Source organism: Roseateles sp. (assembly GCF_052436255.1).
In the GTDB taxonomy this organism is placed as follows: domain Bacteria; phylum Pseudomonadota; class Gammaproteobacteria; order Burkholderiales; family Burkholderiaceae_C; genus Pelomonas.
In genome coordinates this window covers 19,174-38,117 of record NZ_JBQVNP010000030.1, presented here as the reverse complement: position 1 = coordinate 38,117, position 18,944 = coordinate 19,174, and the positions used below count along the sequence as shown (strand labels likewise).

The 18,944-nt window shown below is 69.7% G+C and carries 17 protein-coding genes; 13 read left to right on the top strand and 4 right to left on the bottom strand.

All coding sequences use genetic code 11. The features are described 5' to 3' along the window. Nucleotides 1–52: 52 nt before the first annotated feature. A complete protein-coding gene (locus tag ACT6S0_RS09620; protein WP_444763683.1) occupies nt 53–6,097 on the top strand; it encodes an Hpt domain-containing protein in 6,045 nt (2,014 codons plus the stop codon). A gap of 8 nt (nt 6,098–6,105) precedes the next feature. Next, nucleotides 6,106–7,143, top strand: a complete 1,038-nt coding sequence (locus tag ACT6S0_RS09615; protein WP_444763682.1) for a GGDEF domain-containing protein — start codon at nt 6,106–6,108, stop codon at nt 7,141–7,143. A gap of 18 nt (nt 7,144–7,161) precedes the next feature. Here ACT6S0_RS09615 and ACT6S0_RS09610 read toward each other — a convergent pair whose 3' ends face one another. Beyond that, on the bottom strand, nt 7,162–8,604 hold the full coding sequence (locus tag ACT6S0_RS09610; protein WP_444763681.1) for a cryptochrome/photolyase family protein: 1,443 nt from the start codon (nt 8,602–8,604) through the stop codon (nt 7,162–7,164). A 23-nt stretch (nt 8,605–8,627) separates the two neighbouring features. Between ACT6S0_RS09610 and ACT6S0_RS09605 the strand changes: the two genes are divergently transcribed. The 6 genes from ACT6S0_RS09605 (at nt 8,628) to ACT6S0_RS09580 (ending at nt 13,383) form a co-directional block, all read left to right on the top strand. Then, nucleotides 8,628–9,206 carry a YqgE/AlgH family protein gene (locus ACT6S0_RS09605; RefSeq protein ID WP_444763680.1) on the top strand — a complete coding sequence of 193 codons (579 nt, stop codon included), beginning with the start codon at nt 8,628–8,630 and terminating at the stop codon, nt 9,204–9,206. A gap of 159 nt (nt 9,207–9,365) precedes the next feature. Then, on the top strand, nt 9,366–9,761 hold the full coding sequence (ruvX, locus tag ACT6S0_RS09600; protein ID WP_444763679.1) for a Holliday junction resolvase RuvX: 396 nt from the start codon (nt 9,366–9,368) through the stop codon (nt 9,759–9,761). Next, nucleotides 9,758–10,246, top strand: coding sequence for a bifunctional pyr operon transcriptional regulator/uracil phosphoribosyltransferase PyrR (pyrR, locus tag ACT6S0_RS09595; RefSeq protein WP_444763678.1), 489 nt, complete (start codon nt 9,758–9,760; stop codon nt 10,244–10,246). Before ruvX ends, pyrR begins: the two co-directional genes overlap by 4 nt. Next, a complete protein-coding gene (locus tag ACT6S0_RS09590) occupies nt 10,246–11,208 on the top strand; it encodes an aspartate carbamoyltransferase catalytic subunit (protein ID WP_444763677.1) in 963 nt (320 codons plus the stop codon). Before pyrR ends, ACT6S0_RS09590 begins: the two co-directional genes overlap by 1 nt. Before the next feature lie 142 nt (nt 11,209–11,350). Continuing rightward, a complete protein-coding gene (locus tag ACT6S0_RS09585; RefSeq protein ID WP_444763676.1) occupies nt 11,351–12,655 on the top strand; it encodes a dihydroorotase in 1,305 nt (434 codons plus the stop codon). Continuing rightward, nucleotides 12,652–13,383: a lysophospholipid acyltransferase family protein gene (locus ACT6S0_RS09580; RefSeq protein ID WP_444763675.1), complete on the top strand. Its 732-nt coding sequence runs from the start codon at nt 12,652–12,654 to the stop codon at nt 13,381–13,383. Before ACT6S0_RS09585 ends, ACT6S0_RS09580 begins: the two co-directional genes overlap by 4 nt. Here the strand turns inward: ACT6S0_RS09580 and ACT6S0_RS09575 are convergent. Then, on the bottom strand, nt 13,367–14,128 hold the full coding sequence (locus ACT6S0_RS09575; RefSeq protein WP_444763674.1) for a hydroxypyruvate isomerase family protein: 762 nt from the start codon (nt 14,126–14,128) through the stop codon (nt 13,367–13,369). The two genes, ACT6S0_RS09580 and ACT6S0_RS09575, sit on opposite strands and share 17 nt — an antisense overlap. Continuing rightward, complete coding sequence (locus ACT6S0_RS09570; RefSeq protein ID WP_444763673.1) at nt 14,125–14,748, bottom strand: DUF4254 domain-containing protein; 624 nt, start codon at nt 14,746–14,748, stop codon at nt 14,125–14,127. The genes ACT6S0_RS09575 and ACT6S0_RS09570 overlap by 4 nt, the downstream gene beginning before the upstream one ends. A 59-nt stretch (nt 14,749–14,807) precedes the next feature. Between ACT6S0_RS09570 and ACT6S0_RS09565 the strand changes: the two genes are divergently transcribed. Continuing rightward, nucleotides 14,808–15,740 carry a glycosyltransferase family 9 protein gene (locus tag ACT6S0_RS09565; RefSeq protein ID WP_444763672.1) on the top strand — a complete coding sequence of 311 codons (933 nt, stop codon included), beginning with the start codon at nt 14,808–14,810 and terminating at the stop codon, nt 15,738–15,740. On the opposite strand, the gene gpmA is transcribed toward ACT6S0_RS09565, so the two are convergent. Next, entirely contained in the window at nt 15,725–16,468 is a 744-nt protein-coding gene (gene gpmA / locus ACT6S0_RS09560; RefSeq protein WP_444763671.1) for a 2,3-diphosphoglycerate-dependent phosphoglycerate mutase, read from the bottom strand. The genes ACT6S0_RS09565 and gpmA overlap by 16 nt on opposite strands. A gap of 87 nt (nt 16,469–16,555) precedes the next feature. Here gpmA and ACT6S0_RS09555 point away from each other — a divergent pair, with 87 nt between their 5' ends. The 4 genes from ACT6S0_RS09555 to ACT6S0_RS09540 all read left to right on the top strand — a co-directional run bounded on the left by ACT6S0_RS09555 (nt 16,556) and on the right by ACT6S0_RS09540 (nt 18,943). Further along, the gene (locus tag ACT6S0_RS09555; protein ID WP_444763670.1) at nt 16,556–16,966 is read left to right on the top strand and encodes a rhodanese-like domain-containing protein; all 411 of its coding nucleotides are present in this window, start codon (nt 16,556–16,558) and stop codon (nt 16,964–16,966) included. 24 nt (nt 16,967–16,990) lie between these two features. Further along, complete coding sequence (grxC, locus tag ACT6S0_RS09550; RefSeq protein ID WP_444763669.1) at nt 16,991–17,251, top strand: glutaredoxin 3; 261 nt, start codon at nt 16,991–16,993, stop codon at nt 17,249–17,251. Nucleotides 17,252–17,377: 126 nt separating this feature from the next. Next, on the top strand, nt 17,378–17,854 hold the full coding sequence (gene secB / locus ACT6S0_RS09545; protein ID WP_444763668.1) for a protein-export chaperone SecB: 477 nt from the start codon (nt 17,378–17,380) through the stop codon (nt 17,852–17,854). A gap of 78 nt (nt 17,855–17,932) precedes the next feature. Beyond that, nucleotides 17,933–18,943, top strand: coding sequence for an NAD(P)H-dependent glycerol-3-phosphate dehydrogenase (locus ACT6S0_RS09540; RefSeq protein ID WP_444763689.1), 1,011 nt, complete (start codon nt 17,933–17,935; stop codon nt 18,941–18,943). The last annotated feature ends 1 nt before the right edge of the window (nt 18,944 follow it).

The window sequence follows — 18,944 nt, the reverse complement described above, 5'->3', positions numbered from 1 at the left end:
AATACCCGCACTTCAGCCGTTGGGGTGGCGCGCGGCGCCGTGAATCACTGATATGGACAGCGCCCTGCGAGACTCCGAACTCCCGGCCGACCTGAGCCCACTGGCCTGGGTGCAGGAGGAACTGCGCCGCTCCCTGGAGTCGGTGCACAAGACCCTGCGCCGCCTGGTGCGCGAAGGCAGTGACAACCGGCTGTCGGCCTTTGGCGGCGATGCCCAGCCCAGCCTGCCGCTGCAGCAGGCGGCTGCTCAGCTGCACCAGGTCAGCGGCGTGCTGTCCCTGGTCGGCCTGCCGGCTGGCGCCACGGTGCTGCGGGCTGCCGAGGCGGCCGTTGCCCGGCTGGCCGAGCGGCCGCTCGAGGTCGAGCTCAGCACCGTCGAGACCATCGAACGCGCCGACTTTGCGCTGCTTGCCTATGTCGCCCGGCTGCTGGCCGGCAACAAGACCTCCTCGCTGGCCCTCTATCCCAGCTATCGCGCGCTGCAGCAGCTCAATGGTGCTGAGCGCATCCATCCGGCCGACCTCTGGCAGTACGACTGGGCCTGGCGCAGCATTGCGCCCGAGACCGGCGTGCAGCCACGCCCGGCCGAGGCCGTGCGGGCGCCCTTCGAATCGGCGCTGCTGCGTCATATGCGCGAGCCCAGTTCCGCGCATGCGGCCAATCTGTCCGGCCTGTGCGCCGGCCTCGCCGCCACGCTGCCTGCTGGCAGCTCGCGCACGCTGTGGCAGCTGGCCGCCGCGGTCTTTGAAGGTCAGGCGCTGAGGCTGATTCCCAGTGACGGCTACACCAAGCGACTGGGTTCGAAGCTGCTGCATGAGCTGCGCGTCGTCGAACAGGGCGATCAGGCCGACCCGCAGCGGGAGCGCCTCGCCCAGGACCTGCTGTTCTTCTGCGCCCAATGCCGCGTCACCCGGGGCGCCGGCCCGCGCCTGACGGCCGTGCACGAGGCCTATCGCCTGAGCGAAGAGCAGGTCGGCGACTACGAAGACGACAGCCTGGGCCGCATCGACCCCGCCTGGGTCACCCAGGCCAAGCGCCGCGTCATCGCCGCCAAGGAAAGCTGGTCCAGCGCCGCCGAAGGCGACCAGCACCGCCTGACCGGCCTGGACGAACAGTTCGCTGCGCTGGCCGATTCGCTGACCCGCCTGTTCCCCAGTGGCGAGGTGCTGGCCCAGACCTTGCAACGCGCCGTCGTGGCCACGCTGCGTTCGCGCAGCACGCCTGCGCCAGCGCTGGCGATGGAAGTCGCCACCAGCCTGCTTTATGTCGAGGCCGCGCTCGAAGACGCCGCCTTCGACCAGCCCGAGCAGGCCGACCGCGTGCGCCGCCTGGCGCGTCGCGTCGAGGCCGTCGCCCACGGTCAGCCGGCCGAGCCGCTGGAAGACTGGATGGAGGACCTGTACCGCCGCGTCTCCGACCGCCAGACCCTGGGCAGCGTCGTGCACGAGCTCCGCGCCAGCCTGTCCGAAGTCGAGAAGCAGTGCGACGAATACTTCCGCGATCCGGCCCGGCGTGAGCTGCTGATCCCCGTGCCCGGCCAGTTGCAGGCCATGCGTGGCGTGCTCAGCGTGCTCGGCCTGGACCAGGCCGCCCAGGCCACCGTGCGCATGCGCGACGAGGTCGACAGCCTGGCCAGCACCGAGATCGATTTCGAGCGCGCCGGCGCCCGCGGCGTCTTCGAGCGCCTGGCCAACAACCTCGGCGCTCTCGGCTTCCTCATCGACATGCTCAGCGTGCAGCCGCAGCTGGCCAAGCGCATGTTCCAGTTCGACGAGGCCAGCGGCCGCCTGGACGCCGTCATGGGTCGTCGCGAAGGCGCCGTCGAGCTGCCTGACTTCGAGGCCAGCGGCTTCCATGTCGACCTGGAGCCTGAAGTCGCTCCCGCGATGGACAAGACGCAACCCCTGCGCATCGACTTCGGCAGCCTGGACCTGCCCGACCTCAGCCTGCCCGACGTGGATCTGTCCCAGCCCGCGCCCGTTCCGGCGTCCGTCTCAGCACAGGCGCCTGCGGCGCCCAGCGTCGCGGACGACCCGGAGATGCGCGAGATCTTCCTGGAGGAGGCCGACGAGGTCATCGCCAACGCGCGCGCCGCGCTGGCCGCACTGCGCGAGCAGCCGGCCGAGCACGGCCAGCTGACCATCGTCCGCCGCGCCTTCCACACGCTCAAGGGCAGCGCCCGCATGGTCGGCCTGGACCCCTTCGGCGAAGCCGCCTGGGCCTGTGAGCAGCTCTACAACGCGCGCCTGTCCGAGGCCTCGCCGCTGGCAGACGCGGCGCTGCTCGATTTCACTACCCAGGCGCTGGACTACTTTGATCATTGGCGCGGCCAGATCGCTGGCACCGAGGCCGGCCACAGCCTGCCCGACCCGGTGCGCCGCAGTGCCGATTCCCTGCGCCTGCATGGTCAAGCCCTGCCCCTGGGCTGGCCCGTGGAAGCCGACGGCATGGCAGCGGCGCCAGACAGCGCGGCGCAGCCGGAAGCTTTCGAGCACGCGCCCGAAGCCATGGCCGATCTGGCTGCCGAGCCCGTCGTAGCCGCGATCCCGTTTGCGTTGGACGAGGCGCCGCCGCTGGTACCCGACTTCGTCCTCGAACTCGGCGAGCCGGCCACCGCCGAGGAGATCGCGGCTCTCGGCCTGCCCGACGTCACGCTCGATTTCGCGCCGACCGAACTGCCGATCGACGAGACCATCGACTTCGCCACCCATGCGCCGACCGAACCTTCGCCGCTGCCTGCCCCGCCGCACGAGGAGCAGACGCTGGCCAACTTCGGCCTGACGCTGGACCTGGACGAGCCCGAGATCGTGCTGCCGGTCGAGCCGTTGGCCGACCTTGCCGACCCGGGCGAGCCGCTCAGCCGGCCCGAGGAATCCACGCTGGCCCTGCCCCGGCTGGTCGTCGACAACGAGGCCGCCGCCGACCAGGCGCAGCCCGCAGCCGGACCGGACGATGACGCCGATACCGACGAGGGTTTCAAGCTCATCGGTCCGCTGCGCATCAGCATCGCGCTGTTCAACATCTTCCTGAATGAGGCCGATGAGCTGTCGCGCAAGCTCTCCATTGGCCTGGCCGAATGGGCCGCTGAGCTGAGCGAACCCGTGCCATCGAGCTGCGAGGTGCAGGCCCATGCCTTGGCCGGCAATGCCGCCACCGTTGGCTATGAGGAGCTTTCCAGCCTGGCTCGTGAGCTGGAGCATGCCCTCGGCCGCGCCCAGCGCGCGGTGCGCTACGAGGTGGCCGATGCCGAGCTGTTCGTGCGCGCTGCCGACGACATCCGCCGCCTGTTGCACCAGTTCGCCGCCGGCTTCCTCAACCCCAACGATCCCGACCTGGTCTTTCGCCTGCACGCCTACGAGCCGCAGGAAGAGGCTTTCACTGCGGCTGCGTCCCTCGACGAGCTGCCGGCGCCAGCCTCGCATGACACCAGCGCAGGTGGCCTGGACGCCTTGCCCACCGAGCCGGGTCAACTGCCCGAGCTGGTCGTCGACCTCAGCGATGCCGCGCCCGCCGAGACATTGACGCAACCGGGGGCCCTGTTTGAAACCGAGGCCGAGCCCGACACCGTGCCGGAGGCGGCAGCCGAGCCCGAACCTCAGCCTGAGCCGCTCGCCGAGCCAGCGCACGTGCCAGCGCCCGCTGTTGCCGCACTGCCTGACCTGGGGCCCGAGCCCGAGCCGGGCATGCCCGACAACATCGAGCCCGACCTCTACCCGATCTTCGAGGAAGAAGGCCGCGACCTCATGGAGCAGCTGCATGGTGCGCTGCGCGACTGGCTGGCCCATCCGGGCGAGTTGGGTCGCTCCGACGCCTGCATGCGCGCGCTGCACACGTTCAAGGGAGGCGCCCGCCTGGCCGGTGCCATGCGCCTGGGCGAGCAGGCCCACCACCTTGAATCGGCCATCGAAGCGCTGCTGCGCGCCGGCAGCGCGGACCGCGCGCAGGTGCAGGCCTTGCAGCACGAGGGCGACGCGCTGGAGCATGCCTTCGAGGCGCTCGGTCGCAGCCTGACGGGTGCGGGCTCGCCGGTGACCCCGGTCGTTCCCGTCGTCATGGCCGCGCCGCCGCCCGCTCCCGTCGCCGAGGCGCCAGCTGTCGAGGCGCGCGCGCCAGTGGCCGTGGCCGCCCAGCCGGCCGTGCCCGCCGTCGCCGACAGGCCGGTCGAATCCGCCCGCGAGATCGACTGGAGCCGCTTCACCGACACCGCCGAGGTGGCCGCCGGCAGCGACAACCTGGCGATCGGTCAGGCCCTGGTGCGCGTGCGCGGCAGCCTGCTGGAGCGCATGGCCACGCAGGCCGGCGAGGTCAGCATCCGCCGCGCGCGGATGGAGTCCGAGCTGACGCAGATGAAGGTCGCGCTGCTCGACCTGGACGACAACCTGGAGCGCCTGCGCGCCCAGTTGCGCGAGCTGGAGCTGCAGGCCGAGGCCCAGATGCACACCCAGCAGGAGCTGGCGCAGCAGGGCGGTCGCGAGTTCGACCCGCTGGAGTTCGACCGCTACACCCGCTTCCAGGAACTGACCCGCATGCTGGCCGAGTCGGTCGGTGACGTGGCGACGCTGCAACGCACGCTGGGCCGCAACGTCCAGACCGGCGAAGACGAGCTGGCCGCGCAGTCGCGGCTGACACGCGAGCTGCAGGACGACTTGCTGCGCACTCGGCTGGTGGATTTCGACTCCATCGGCGAGCGCATGCACCGTGTCGCGCGCCAGGCCGCGCGCGACAGCGGCAAGCAGGTCAAGCTGGAGATCACCGGTGGCCAGACCGAGCTGGACCGCTCGGTGCTGGAACGCACGGCCGGTGCCTTCGAGCACCTGCTGCGCAACAGCGTCGCCCACGGCATCGAGACCCCCGAGGTGCGCACGGCGGCCGGCAAGGATCCGGTCGGCACGCTGCGCATCGAAGTCAGCCAGCACGGCAACGAAGTGCTGCTGAACTTCGCCGACGACGGCGCTGGCCTGAACCTGCAACGCATCCGCGAGCGCGGCCTGCAGCTCGGCTTGATCTCGGCCGACGCCGAGCCCGACGACGCCCAGCTCAAGCGCCTGATCTTCGCGCCAGGATTCTCGACGGCCAGCCAGGTCACCGAGCTGAGCGGACGTGGCATCGGCATGGACGTCGTGCGTGCCGAGGTCGGCACGCTCGGCGGCAGCATCGAGACCGCGTCGACGGCCGGTCAGGGCACCAGCTTTCTGCTGCGCCTGCCGCTGACGACGGCGCTGACCCAGGTCGTGCTGCTCAAGAGCGCCGACCAGGTCGTCGCCGTGCCGGCGGCGCTGATGTCCTCGGTGCAGCGCGTGCCGGTCGATGCCGTCGAGGCGGCCTATGCCACCGGCAAGCTGCAGCATGGCGGCGCCGAGATGCCCTTCTACTGGCTGGGCGGCCTGCTCGGCCACGCCGGCCGCGGCCACGTGCATGGCAAGCACACGCACGTCGTGCTGGTGCGCAGCGCCCAGGGGGCGCTGGCCCTGCACGTCGACGAGGTCGTTGGCAACCAGGAAGTCGTCGTCAAGAACCTGGGCGCCCAGCTCAACCGCGTGCCTGGCCTGGCGGGTATCAGTCTGCTGGCCTCCGGCGAAGTCGCGCTGATCTACAACGTCGTGGCGCTGGCGGACTGGTATGGCATCGACGCCCAGGCGCGCCTGGCGGCGGCCCACGTCCAGTCGCAGTCCCCGACGGCGCAGCGCGCCGCCCCGGTGGTGGAGACCTTGTCCCAGGCGCCGCTGGTCATGGTGGTCGACGATTCCCTGACGGTGCGTCGCGTGACCCAGCGCCTGCTGGAGCGTGTCGGTTTCCGCGTCATGCTGGCCAAGGACGGCCTGGATGCGATGGAGAAGCTGTCGGCCGACGAACTGCCGTCGGTGGTACTGTCGGACATCGAAATGCCCCGCATGGATGGTTTCGATTTGGTACGCAATATGCGCGCCGATTCGCGCCTGGCCCCGCTGCCCGTCATCATGATCACTTCGCGCATCGCGCAGAAGCACCGCGACTACGCCGCCCAACTCGGGGTCGATCACTACCTCGGCAAGCCGTATGACGAGGAACAGCTGCTGGGCTTGATCCACCAGTACACGCAGCAGGCACTGGCGGCCTGAGCATCGAGATGTCACAGGTAGTCGACCACCTCGCCGAGCTGACCGGTTTTCGTGACCGGGATGTCATGGACGTCACCCTCGTCATGGCGTTGCGCGACCTGCTCGAGCCAGAGTCCGTGGCGATCTACCGCAGCATCGGCGAGCCCGGCGAGGAACGCTGGCTGACGCGGGCCCATCTGCGTGCCGGCGATGCCGTCGCGTCGGCCGACCCACTGTGGGCCAAGCCGGCGAACCTGCCGAAGGGGAGCGACCATCCGTTGCGCCTGGAGGCGATGCGCAGCCGCAGCGTGACCCAGGTGGCCCAGGGCGGCCAGTGGCTGTATCTCTTCCCGATTGCCACCGACCGCGATGTCGTCGGCGTCATCGAGATCCTGTCCACGCGCCGCCTCGGCACCGGTGCGCAGCGCATGGTCAGCAGCGTGCTGCGGATCTATCACAACTTCCAGGGCCTGCTGGACTACTCCGAGCGCGACACCCTGACCGGCCTGCTCAACCGCAAGACCTTCGACGAGAGCTTCCTCAAGGTGCTGTCGGACATTCCGACGCGGCCCGACACCCAGCACGAGGCCGAGGACCGCCGGCACGAGACGGCGGTGCAGCACTATGTGCTGGGCGTCATCGACATCGACCACTTCAAGACCGTCAACGACCGCTTCGGCCACCTCATCGGCGACGAGGTGCTGCTGCTGCTGTCGCGGCTGATGCGCGGCTCCTTCCGCTTCCACGACATGCTCTACCGCTTCGGCGGCGAGGAGTTCGTCGTGCTGATGCGCTGCGACGAGGAAGTCCACGCCGGCGAGGCCTTCGAGCGCCTGCGGCTGAACACCGAGCGCTATGCCTTTCCCCAGGTCGGCCGCATCACGGTCAGCATCGGTTTCACCGAGGTCCGCCCGGGCGATGGCCCCGCCGACGCCTTCGAGCGGGCCGACAAGGCCGTCTATCACGCCAAGGGCCACGGTCGCAACCAGGTCCACAACTACGCGGCCCTGGTGGCCAGCGGCGTGATCAAGGAATCGGCACAGCTCAGCGACGTCGAGCTGTTCTGACCCGGCTCGCCGGCAGGCTCAGGTCGCGCGGCTCTTGACGACGGCGTAACGCGCCAGCGTGCGTTCACGCGCCACGGCATGGTCGACGATGGGGCGGGGATAGCCACTGCCCTGCATCTGCAGCGGCGCACGCGCCCAGGGCTCGTGGATGGCCTTGGCGGGCAGGTCGGCCAGCTCCGGGCAATAACGGCGGATGAAGCGACCCTCGGCGTCGAACTTCTCGCTCTGGCTGGTGGGGTTGAAGATGCGGAAGTACGGCTGGGCGTCGCAGCCGCTGCTGCTGGCCCATTGCCAGCCGCCGTTGTTGGCCGCGAGGTCGTAGTCCAGCAACTGCAGCGCGAAATAGGCCTCGCCGCGCCGCCAGTCCAGCCCCAGGTCCTTGGTCAGGAAACTGGCCGTCACCATGCGCAGGCGGTTGTGCATGTATCCGGTCTGGTTGAGCTGGCGCATCGCGGCGTCCACCAGCGGGTAGCCGGTGCGGCCCTCGCACCAGGCAGCGAACAAGGCGTCGGCGGCGGCGCCGGTCTCCCAGCGGATGGCGTCGTACTCGGGCCGGAAGGCGCCCGTCATCGCATGCGGATGGTGGTGCATGACCTGATGATAGAAGTCGCGCCAGATCAGCTCCGACAGCCAGACTTCCGCGCCATGGTCGCCCCCCTGCATCAACTGGTGGGCGATGCGCGCCAGGCGGCGGACGGACACGGTGCCGAAGCGCAGGTGCACGCTCAGATAGCTCGGCCCCTTGACCGCGGGGAAGTCGCGCGCCTTGTCGTAGTCGGCGATGCGGTCGAGGAAATCGTCCAGCAGCGCCGCAGCGCCGCGGCTGCCCTGGCCGACGTGACCGGTCAGCCCGGCCGGCTTGAAGCCGATGTCTTCCAGCGTCGGCACGCCGGTTGCCAGCGCGGTCTTGGCGAGCGCATGCGTGTGGCGCTCGACCGGGTAGCTGCTCAGGTAGAACCCGTCGACCTTGCGCAGCCAGGCGTTCTTGTAGGGCGTGAACACGCCATAAGGACCGCCGGCGGCCGTCATCACCTCGCGGCGCTCGAAGACGACATGGTCCTTGAAGGTGCGCAGTTCGGCGTTCGTAGTCTTCAGCAGGTCGGCCACCTGGGCATCGCGCATCAGCGCCTGCGGCTCGTCGTCGTGATTGGCGAAAACCGCCTGTACGCCCAGTTCGGCGGCCAGACGCGGTATCTCGTCCGCCGCAAAGCCATGCCGAACGATCAGTGCGCCGCCAAGTTTGCGCAGGTCCTCGTCCAGCACCTGCAGGGCACCGAGGATGAACTCGACGCGCCGGTCCGCGCGGGGCAGGGCGGCGAGGATGTCGCGGTCCAGGAGGAAGGCGCAGAACACCTGCCTCGCACTTTCGAGCGCCTGGTAGAGGGCCGCGTTGTCGTCCACGCGCAGGTCGCGACGGAACCAGACCAAGGCGCGGTCGAGGCGGTCAGGGGAGGGATTCATACCCAAAGAATAAAATGCCGCCCATGCCTGCCGACCGGATCGTCCTGACCAACCAATTCCTCATCGCCATGCCTGGCATGGCCGACGAGGCCTTCGCAGGCACGGTGGTCTACCTCTGCGAACACAACGACAACGGAGCCCTGGGCCTCGTCATCAACAAACCCATCGCGCTGACGCTGGGCAACCTGTTCGAGAAAGTCGAGCTGAACCCGCCTGCCGACCCGCTGGCGGGCAGTCCGGTCTTCTACGGCGGCCCGGTCCAGACGGATCGCGGTTTCGTGCTGCACGAGCCGCTGGACGAGGAAGGCGGCCACTACAACGCGACGCTGGCCGTGCCCGGCGGCCTGGAGATGACCACCAGCCGCGACGTGCTGGAGGCGCTGTCCAACGGCGCCGGGCCGAGGAAGATCCTCGTCACGCTGGGCTACAGCGGCTGGGCCGCCGGCCAGCTCGAAGAGGAAATCGGCCGCAATGGCTGGCTGACCGTGGACGCCTCGCCGGCCATCATCTTCGACACCCCGGCAGAGCTGCGCTACGAGCGCGCATTGGCGCTGCTGGGCGTGGACCCGCGCATGCTCAGCTCGGACGCGGGGCATGCATGAGCCCCTCGCCCGGTCTTGCTCCGCTGAACGCGGGCCAGCCCAGTCGGTCCCCCGAGGGGACGGCGATTGACCGGGCTCGGAGCCCGGTCAACATCGCCCAACGGGCCGGCTTGGGGCGGCCCGGCGCTCGGCCCCAATCCGGCCGCCTGGGCTGCTGAGATGGCAGCAACCCTTTCTGCGGCCCATCAGTCCTTCCTGGCTTTTGATTTCGGCACCCGCCGCATCGGCGTGGCGTCCGGCACGCGCCTGCTGGGCGCCGCCGAGCCGCGCGGCACGGTCAGGAGCGGCGACTTCGCGGCCATCGCCGCGCTGATCAAGACCTGGCAGCCCGACGCCCTGGTCATCGGGGTGCCGCGCTACCCGGACGGGGCGCCGCACACGATGACGACCAAGGCGCAGAACTTCGGCCGCCGCCTGGCCGGGCGTCACCATCTGCCGGTCTTCGAGGTGGACGAGCGCTACACCAGCGTCGAGGCCGAGGCGGAAGGCGCCCACGATGTCGATGCGGCCGCAGCCGCTCTCATCCTCGAACAATTCTTCCGGGAACATCCATGAGTGAACTGCTGCTCGACGCCGAGGCCCTCTACCTCGAGCTCAAACGCGGTGTGCAGCGACTGCTGACCGCCGACACCGCCTTGGTGGGCATCTGGAGCGGCGGCGCCTGGCTGGCCGAGCGGCTGGCCGTGGACCTGGGCCTGGCCGACGCGGGGGTCATCTCCAGCGTGCTGCACCGGGACGATTTCGGCTCGCGCGGCCTCGCCAAGGCCGACCACACCTCGCTGCCCTTCAATGTGAACGGCCGCGACATCCTGCTGATCGACGACGTGCTCTACACCGGCCGCACGACGCGGGCCGTCATCAACGAGCTGTTCGACTTCGGCCGCCCGGCCAGCGTGCAGCTGGCGGTGCTGGTGGACCGCGGTGGGCGGCAGCTGCCCATCGAGCCGGCGTTCTCCGCAGCCCGCGTCACGCTCTCTGCGGGCCAGAGCCTGCGCCTTGCGCGTGCTGACGACGGCCGATTTGCCTTCGAGGTCAAGTAATGCTCAGCAAACGCAACCCCCAGCTGAACAAGCACGGCGAACTCATTCACCTGCTGTCTGTCGAAGGCTTGCCGCGCGCGGTCATCGAGCAGATCCTGGACACCGCCGGCAGCTTCCTCTCGGTCAATGATCGCGAGGTCAAGAAGGTGCCGCTGCTGCGCGGCAAGTCGGTGTTCAACCTCTTTTTCGAGAACAGCACGCGCACCCGCACCACCTTCGAGATCGCTGCCAAGCGCCTGTCCGCCGACGTCATCAACCTCGACATCGCTCGCAGTTCCACCGCCAAGGGTGAGACCCTGCTGGACACCGTCGCCAACCTCAGCGCCATGCACGCCGACATGTTTGTCGTGCGCCACAGCGAGAGCGGCGCGCCACATCTGATCGCCCAGCACTGCGCGCCCCATGTCCACGTCGTCAACGCTGGCGACGGCCGCCATGCCCACCCGACTCAAGGGTTGCTGGACATGTACACGATCCGGCACTTCAAGCAGGACTTCCGCAACCTGACTGTCGCCATCGTGGGCGACATCGTGCACTCGCGCGTGGCCCGCAGCGACATCCATGCGCTGTCCATCCTCGGCGTGCCCGAGATCCGCGCGGTCGGCCCCAAGACCCTCGTGCCCGGCGACCTGCGCGACATGGGCGTGCGCGTCTGCCATCGCCTTGACGAGGGCGTGAAGGACGCCGACGTCGTCATCATGCTGCGCCTGCAGAACGAGCGCATGAACGGCGGCATGCTGCCCAGCAGCGGCGAGTTCTTCAAGCACTTCGGCCTGACGCCCGACAAGCTGGCCCTGGCCAAGCCCGACGCCATCGTCATGCATCCGGGGCCGATCAACCGCGGCGTCGAGATCGCGTCCGAAGTGGCCGACGGCAAGAGCAGCGTGATCCTTCCTCAAGTGACATTCGGCATCGCTGTCCGAATGGCTGTCATGGCCATCCTCGCCGGGAACGAAGCATGAGAAAGGCCCACCCCCGCGGCGCCTCGCGCCACCCCCTCAAGGGGGCACTCCCGGCCGCCCGGCAGAGCCGGATCGGCGGGAGTCACTGGACGGGCGGCGACGCTGCGCGCGCCTTGAGTGGTTATGCAAGGGAGTGCTGCAAGTGAAGATCCTCATCAAGAACGGCCGACTTGTTGATCCGGCCTCCGACCTCGACCGCATCGGCGACGTCGCCATCGCCAACGGCCGCATCGTCCACCTGGGCGATGTGGGCGACTTCAATGCCGACCGCACCGTGGACGCCAGCGGCCTTATCGTCGCGCCCGGCCTGGTCGATCTGTGCGCCCGCCTGCGCGAGCCCGGCCACGAGCACGAAGGCCTGCTGGAAAGCGAACTCGCGGCGGCCGCAGCCGGCGGCGTGACCAGCCTGGTCTGCCCGCCCGACACCGACCCCGTGCTGGACGAGCCGGGCCTGGTCGAGATGCTGAAGTTCCGCGCCCGCAAGCTCAGCCGCTGCCGCCTCTTCCCGCTCGGTGCGCTGACGCGCCAACTGAGCGGCACCGCGCTGACGGAGATGGCCGAGCTGACCGAGGCCGGCTGCATTGGCTTCTCGCAGGCCGAGGTGCCGATCAAGGACACGCTGGTGCTGAGCCGCGCGCTGCAGTACGCGGCCACCTATGGCTACACGGTCTGGCTGCGCCCGCTGGATGCCTACCTCGGCGGCGGCGTGGCGGCCAGCGGCGCGGTGGCCACGCGCCTGGGCCTGTCCGGCGTGCCCGTCAGCGCCGAGACGGTGGCCCTGCACACCCTGTTCGAGCTGGTCCGCGCGACCGGCGCCCGCGTCCACCTGTGCCGCCTGTCCAGCGCCGCCGGCGTCGAGATCGTGCGCGCCGCCAAGCGCGAAGGCCTGCCCGTCACGGCGGATGTGTCCATCAACTCGCTGCACCTCAGCGACGTCGACATCGGTTACTTCGACTCCGCGATGCGCCTGACGCCGCCGCTGCGCCAGGGCCGCGACCGTGACGCGCTGCGCGCAGGGCTGGCGGACGGCACCATCGACGCCCTCGTGTCCGACCACATGCCCGTGACGACCGATGAGAAGGCCGTGCCCTTCGCCGAAGCCACGCCGGGCGCGACCGGGCTGGAGCTGCTGCTGAGCCTGGCGCTGCGCTGGGCCCACGACGCCAAGCTGCCGCTGCAACGCGCGCTCGCCGTCGTTACCGCCGAGCCGGTGCGCGTGCTCGGCAGTGCGCTCGGCTCGCTGTCGGCCAGCGCGGGCCGCCTGGTCGAAGGCGGCGTGGCCGACGTCTGCGTCTTCGATGCGGCAGCAAGCTGGGCGGTCACGCCCGAGGCGCTGGCCAGCCAGGGCAAGCACACGCCGTTCGCGTTCTCGTCCAGCGGCTTCGAGCTGCCGGCGCGCGTGCGCTGCACGCTGGTGGCCGGCCACATCGCCTACGAAGCCGCATGAGAGCCGGTTTGAGGGGCGTGGGGCGCCTCGCGCGCCTGGTGCCCCACGTCCTGCACGGCCTTTGGATCGTGCGCCGGCGCTTCCGGCACATGACGGCGGCGCAGCGCCATGAGCGCATCCATTGGTGGTCGGCCAGGACGCTGCGCATCCTCGGCATCGAGCTGACGGCCTCGGGCCACGCGCCGCCGCAAGGTCACCTGCTGGTGGCCAACCATGTGTCCTGGCTGGACATCGCCGGTATCCACGCCGTGCTGCCGCAGGCACGCTTCGTGTCCAAGGCGGACGTCAAGCACTGGCCCGTCGTCGGCGAGCTCGTCGTGGGTGCCGGCACCCTCTTCATCGAACGCAGCAGCAAGCGCGATGCGCTGCGCGTCGTCCACCAGACGGCCGCGGCGCTGCAGGCGGGCGACTGCGTGGCGGTCTTCCCCGAGGGCACGACCGGTGCGGGCCCCGAGCTGCTGCCCTTCCATGCCAACCTGCTGCAGGCGGCCGTGGCCACGGGCGCGCCGGTGCTCCCGGTCGTGTTGCGTTGGCATGAGCCGGGCGAGCGCTTCAGCACAGCGGCGCGCTTCATCGGCGACATGACGCTGGCGCAGAGCTTGTGGGCCATTGCGACGGCGCGCGGCTTGGGGCTGGACGTGCAAATCCTGCCGAGCGTGGCGACCGCCGGGCAGGACCGCCGTGTGTTGGGTGAAACGCTGCGCGGCGCGATCAGCGCGCGGCTGTAAGCCAAGCTAGGCCTGTCGAGGTCGCGCCGCGGGGGCGGTACTCCAGCCCGATGGCGCCGGGCCAGGCGCGCTCGTCCAGCAGCGCGAACTCGTCAACGTATTCGCCAGCTGCCGGCTCATGGCGACCCGCGACACCGGCAACCTGCACATGGCCGAGCCGGCCGAGGTCCAGTGCCCGCGCCAGATGGCTCAGCGATTCGCCGCCCTCGGCGACGCGGCAGTGGTAGAGGTCGAGCTGCAGTTGCACGCGTGGCGAATTCAGCGCATCGAGCAGGGCCAATGCCTGCGCCTGGCGGTGCAGGAAGTAGCCCGGCATGTCACGCCGGTTGATGGGCTCGACGACCAGCGGCAGCGGCGACTGCGCGGCCCCCCAGGCAAGGTTGGCCAGCCACGTGCTGCGCGTTTCAGGCGTGTCCTCGGCAACGCCCGACAGCAGATGCACGCTGGCCGCCCCAAGGCGAGCGGCCAGGTCCAGGCCGCGCAGCGTCGTGTCGCGGAACGCAGCCTCGCGGCCGGGCAGGGCCGCAAAGCCCCGGTCGCCTGCCGCCCAGTCGCCGGCAGGCGCGTTGATCAGCACGACGCTCAGGCCGGCCAGCCGCGAGGCCAGGGCCTCGATGTCATGCAGATGCGGCTGTTGGAGCTCGACGGCGCCGAAGCCGTCGGCGCGCGCAGCCTGCATGCGGTCGAGGTAGGCGTGCTCTGCGTAGAGCCAGTCGAGGTTGGCCGCAAGCTGCCGAGTCGTCACGGGGACTCGGCCGCCAGCGCCGGATTCAGCCGTGGGTCGTTGTACATCTTGAACTGACGGTAGACCTTGAAGTAGGCCCGGCCTGCGCGGGCGTCGGCCAGCAGCTCGTCATAGCAGCGGCCGAGGTCGGCACGCTGCTGGATGAGGCGGGCCAGGCGTTCACCGCAGGCCTGGCGACGCCAGTCGTCGAGGTCGTCGCGCTGGGTCTGCTCGCGCATCGAGGCGATCTTCAAGCTCAGGATGGATAGGCGGTCCAACATCGAGCCGGCGGTCTCGCTGTTCAGCCTGGCGCCCGGCGGCACCGTCGAGCGCGGCAGTGCGCTGGCAATCGTCGCCGGGTCAACGAGGCCGAGGGCCGACAGCAGCAGCTCGTCAATGCGCTCGACCGCGTCGTTGCGGGCCTGGTTGTGGCGGTCGATGGCACGTTTGTTCGCGACGATCTCCGCGTCCGGTGCCTGGGTGCGCCGGGCCAGGTCTTCCTGGGTCCAGAGGCAGCGGTTGTGGAAGTGGTTGGCGGCGATGTAGCCGCGCAGATCGCGGGCGTCGACCGGCGCAGGTGCGCAGAGCAGGGCCGCGTCGTGCATGGCGAGCACGTCGGCGGAGGAGGGCAGTGAATTCATGACTGAAGTGGAAAATCTCGTGCCACTTGGATGATCTGCCGATGATAAAAGCCCGCCCCTTGATCGTCCGCCTGCGCAATTTCGTCGGTGACACGGTGCTGAGCCTGCCGGCGCTGCGCTTGCTGGCGCAGCATGGCTACAGGCTCGAGCTGGTCGGCAAGGGCTGGGCGCGGGAGCTGCTTCAGGCCGAGGGCTGGGCGGTGCACGTGCGGCCCCAGGGGCTGCGCGAGCGCGTCGCCCAGCTGCGCGAGTTGCGGCGGCGCTGTCGGGCCGAAGACCCGGGCTTCGACAAGCGTTCCAACGCCCTGCTGTTCCCTTATGCCTTCTCGGCCGCACTGGATGCGCGCCTGGCCGGCCTGCGGGCCGAGGGCCACGTGGGCGATGGCCGCAGCTGGCTGTTGAAGCGCGGCCACCCGCGCCGCGAGGGCCGGCACGTGCTCCTCGAGTATTGGGAGCTGGCCAGCGACTTCCTGGGCATCCAGGCCGAGGCGCCCGGGGAGGTCGGCATGCGGGTCGGCGAGGCGCAGCGCGAACAGGCGCGGGCGCTGCTGGCAGCGCATGGCATCGCTCCGGGCCGCTTCGTGTTGATCTGCCCGTTCGCCAACGGCAGCGTCGAGTTCCTCGACCGCAGCTGGCCGGCGTTTCCGGACTTCGTGCGCCGCTTGCGGGCGGCCGGCCACCCGGTGGTCATCGTGCCGGGGCCGGCAGAAGCAGCGGGCGCCCGGCAGCTGTATCCGCAGGCGACGGCGCTGGAGGGCGTGGCGCTGGGGGTTTACAGCGCGCTGCTGCAGCTGGCCGGCGTCGTCGTGGCCAACGACACCGGACCGGCCCACATGGCTGCCGGCGTCGGTGCCAGGCTGATCAGCGTGCTGGGGCCGACCGACCCCGCTCGCTGGGCCCCCTGGGGCTCGACGGTGACCGTGCTGCGGCGCTGGCCCGAATGGCCCGGCGCGGCAGAGGTTCAGTCAGCCGTGGATCAGGCCTTGCCCTGATTGGCCACCGCCGCGGCCGCCCTGGCCGCCGCTTCGGCGTCGCCGAGGTAGTAGCTCTTGATCGGCTTGAGGTCGGCGTCCAGCTCGTAGACGAGCGGGATGCCATTGGGAATGTTGACGCCCACGATGGCGTCGTCGGCGATGTTGTCCAGGTACTTGACCAACGCGCGGATGCTGTTGCCATGGGCGGCGATGACGATGCGCTGACCGCTCTTGATCGTCGGCGCGACGGCCTCATTCCAGAACGGCAGCACGCGGGCGACGGTGTCCTTCAGGCATTCGGTCAGCGGCACGTCGCCCTCGGCGAGGCCGGCATAGCGGCGGTCACTGCGCTCGCTGCGCGGGTCGTTCGCTTCCAGCGGCGGCGGCGGCGTGTCGTAGCTGCGGCGCCAGATCAGCACCTGCTCGTCGCCGTACTGCTTGGCCATGTCGGCCTTGTTCAGTCCCTGCAAGGCGCCGTAGTGGCGCTCGTTGAGGCGCCAGGCATGGCGGACCGGCAGCCAGGTGCGGTCCATCTGGTCCAGGCAGTGCCACAGCGTCCAGACGGCGCGCTTGAGCACCGAGGTGTAGGCGATGTCGAAGTCATAGCCCGCCTCCTTCAGCAGCCGGCCGGCCGTCTTGGCCTGCTCGACGCCGGTCGGCGTGAGGTCGACATCGGTCCAGCCGGTGAAGCGGTTTTCCAGGTTCCAGGTCGATTCGCCGTGGCGGATGAGGACGAGCTTGTACATGGGCTGATGGCACGCAGGTGGTGGAGGCGCCGGATTATCCGACCCAGCGATAATCGCCGGCTTCGTTGAATTACACGGGATGCTTGCTTGAACTTCCTGATCGAGAACTGGTTTTTGATCGTCGCCGCGCTGGTCTCCGGCGGCATGCTCATCTGGCCCCTGGTGGTGTCGGGTTCACAGGGTGCAGCGGTCGGCCCTGCCGAAGCGGTGCAACTGATCAACCGCGAGAAGGGCGTGCTGATCGATGTCAGCGAGCCCGAGGAGTTTGCCAAGGGCCATGCGGTCGGCGCTCGCAATATCCCCTTGGGCCAGATCGAGGGCCACAAGTCGCTGCCGTCCAACAAGGCCCTGCCGCTGGTGCTGGTGTGCCCGACAGGTGCACGCGCCGGCCGTGCTGCAGGCATGCTGCGCAAGGCGGGCTACGAGAAGGCCCGGGTGCTGGCCGGCGGCCTCAGGGCCTGGCGGGAGGCTAGTTTGCCGGTGGAGAAGAGCGCGTAAGGCTTTCCGCATGAGGAGATCAAGATGGCAGCCGTGAAGATGTATACGACCCTGGTTTGTCCGTTCTGCGTGCGCGCCAAGATGCTGCTCAAGCAGCGCGGTGTCGCGCAGATCGAGGAGATTCGGGTCGACCTCCACCCCAGTGAACGCCAGGCCATGATGGACAGGACCGGCCGCCGCACGGTGCCGCAGATCTTCATTGGCGACACCCATGTCGGGGGGTGCGACGACCTCATCGCCCTCGACCAGAAGGGCGGGCTGCTGCCCTTGCTCCAGGCAGCGTGATTTCAAGCCCGGGCAAGCCCCCACATTGCCGGAGCCGGCTTGTCACGGGGCCTCGCCCATAATCCATCACCGCCCGCAGCGCGACGCCTGCGGGCTTTTGTTTGACGCTTCGCTAGAAAGACTCCCATGGCCGACGAGATCCAAGCCGCCGCCCCCGAAGGCACCCCCGTGTTCCAGATCCAGCGCATGTATCTGAAGGATCTGTCGCTGGAGCAGCCCAACGCGCCCCACATCCTGCTGGAGCAGCAGCAGCCGCAGGTCGACATCAACCTGACGCTGTCGGCCGAGAACGTCACCGACGGCATTTTCGAAGTCTGCGTGACGGCCACGGTCAACACCAAGGTCGGCGACAAGACGCTGTTCCTGGTGGAAGCCAAGCAGGCCGGCATCTTCGAGATCCGCAACGTGCCTCAGGACCAGGTCGAGGGCATCCTCGGCATCGTCTGTCCGCAAATGGTCTATCCCTATCTGCGCGCCATCGTGTCGGACGTCTGCACCCGCGCCGGCTTCCCGCCCGTGCTGCTGACGGAAGTGAACTTCCAGGCCATGTTCGAAGCCCAGCAGGCCCAGCGCGCGGCCCAGGGTGGCCAGGCCGTCAATTGAGGACCGAGGCTCGCCTCGCGACGACGCCCCGCCCCGTGCGGGGCGTTTTACTTGGGTGAAACTCCGCGCATGACGACGATGAAGATCAGCGTTCTTGGCGCCGGGGCCTGGGGCACGGCCCTGGCCATGCAGGCGGCCGGTGCCGGGCATCAAGTGACCCTGTGGGGTCGGGATGCGGCGGCCGTCGAGCAGATGAGCGCCAGCCGCCGCAACGCCGCCTACCTGCCCGATAGCGAACTGCCTGCTTCCCTGGCGCTGACGGCCGATCGCGCGCAGGCGATTGCGCATGCCGCCGACGGCCTGACCATCATCGCCACCCCGATGTCGGGCCTGCGCGAGACGCTGGCGGCGCTGCCATCGACGCAGCGCGTACTGTGGCTGTGCAAGGGCTTCGAGGCCGGCACCGGTCGGCTGGGCCATGAGATCGCACGCGAGCTGCGGCCCGCGGGTCAGGGGGCAGTGCAGGTGGGCGTGCTGTCTGGCCCCAGCTTTGCGCAGGAGGTGGCGGCCGGCCGGCCGACGGCGCTGGTTGCCGCCAGCGAGGACGCTGCGCTGGCCCAGGCCGCTGTCGAGGCCTTCCACGGCGACAGGCTGCGCGTCTATACCTCCAACGACCCGGCCGGCGTCGAGGTCGGCGGTGCGGTCAAGAACGTGCTGGCCATCGCGGTGGGCGTCTGCGACGGGCTCAGCGCGGTCGCGCCTGATGCGCCGGGGCTGAACGCTCGTGCTGCGCTGATCACTCGCGGCCTGGCCGAAATGCTGCGCCTGGGCCTGGCCCTGGGCGCCAGGGCCGAGACCTTCATGGGTCTGTCGGGTCTTGGCGACCTCGTGCTGACGGCGACGGGCGACCTGTCCCGCAACCGCCGCGTCGGCCTGATGCTGGCCCAGGGCCTGGCGCTGCCGCAGATCCTGCAGCAGCTCGGTCATGTGGCGGAAGGCGTCTACAGCGCGCCGACTGTGCTTGCACGGGCGCGCGATGCCGGCGTGGAGATGCCCATCACCGAAGCCATGGTGGCGCTGCTGCAAGGCCGCCTGCGCGCGGCCGAGGCGGTCGAGTTGCTGATGGGGCGTGACGCCCGCGCAGAATAGG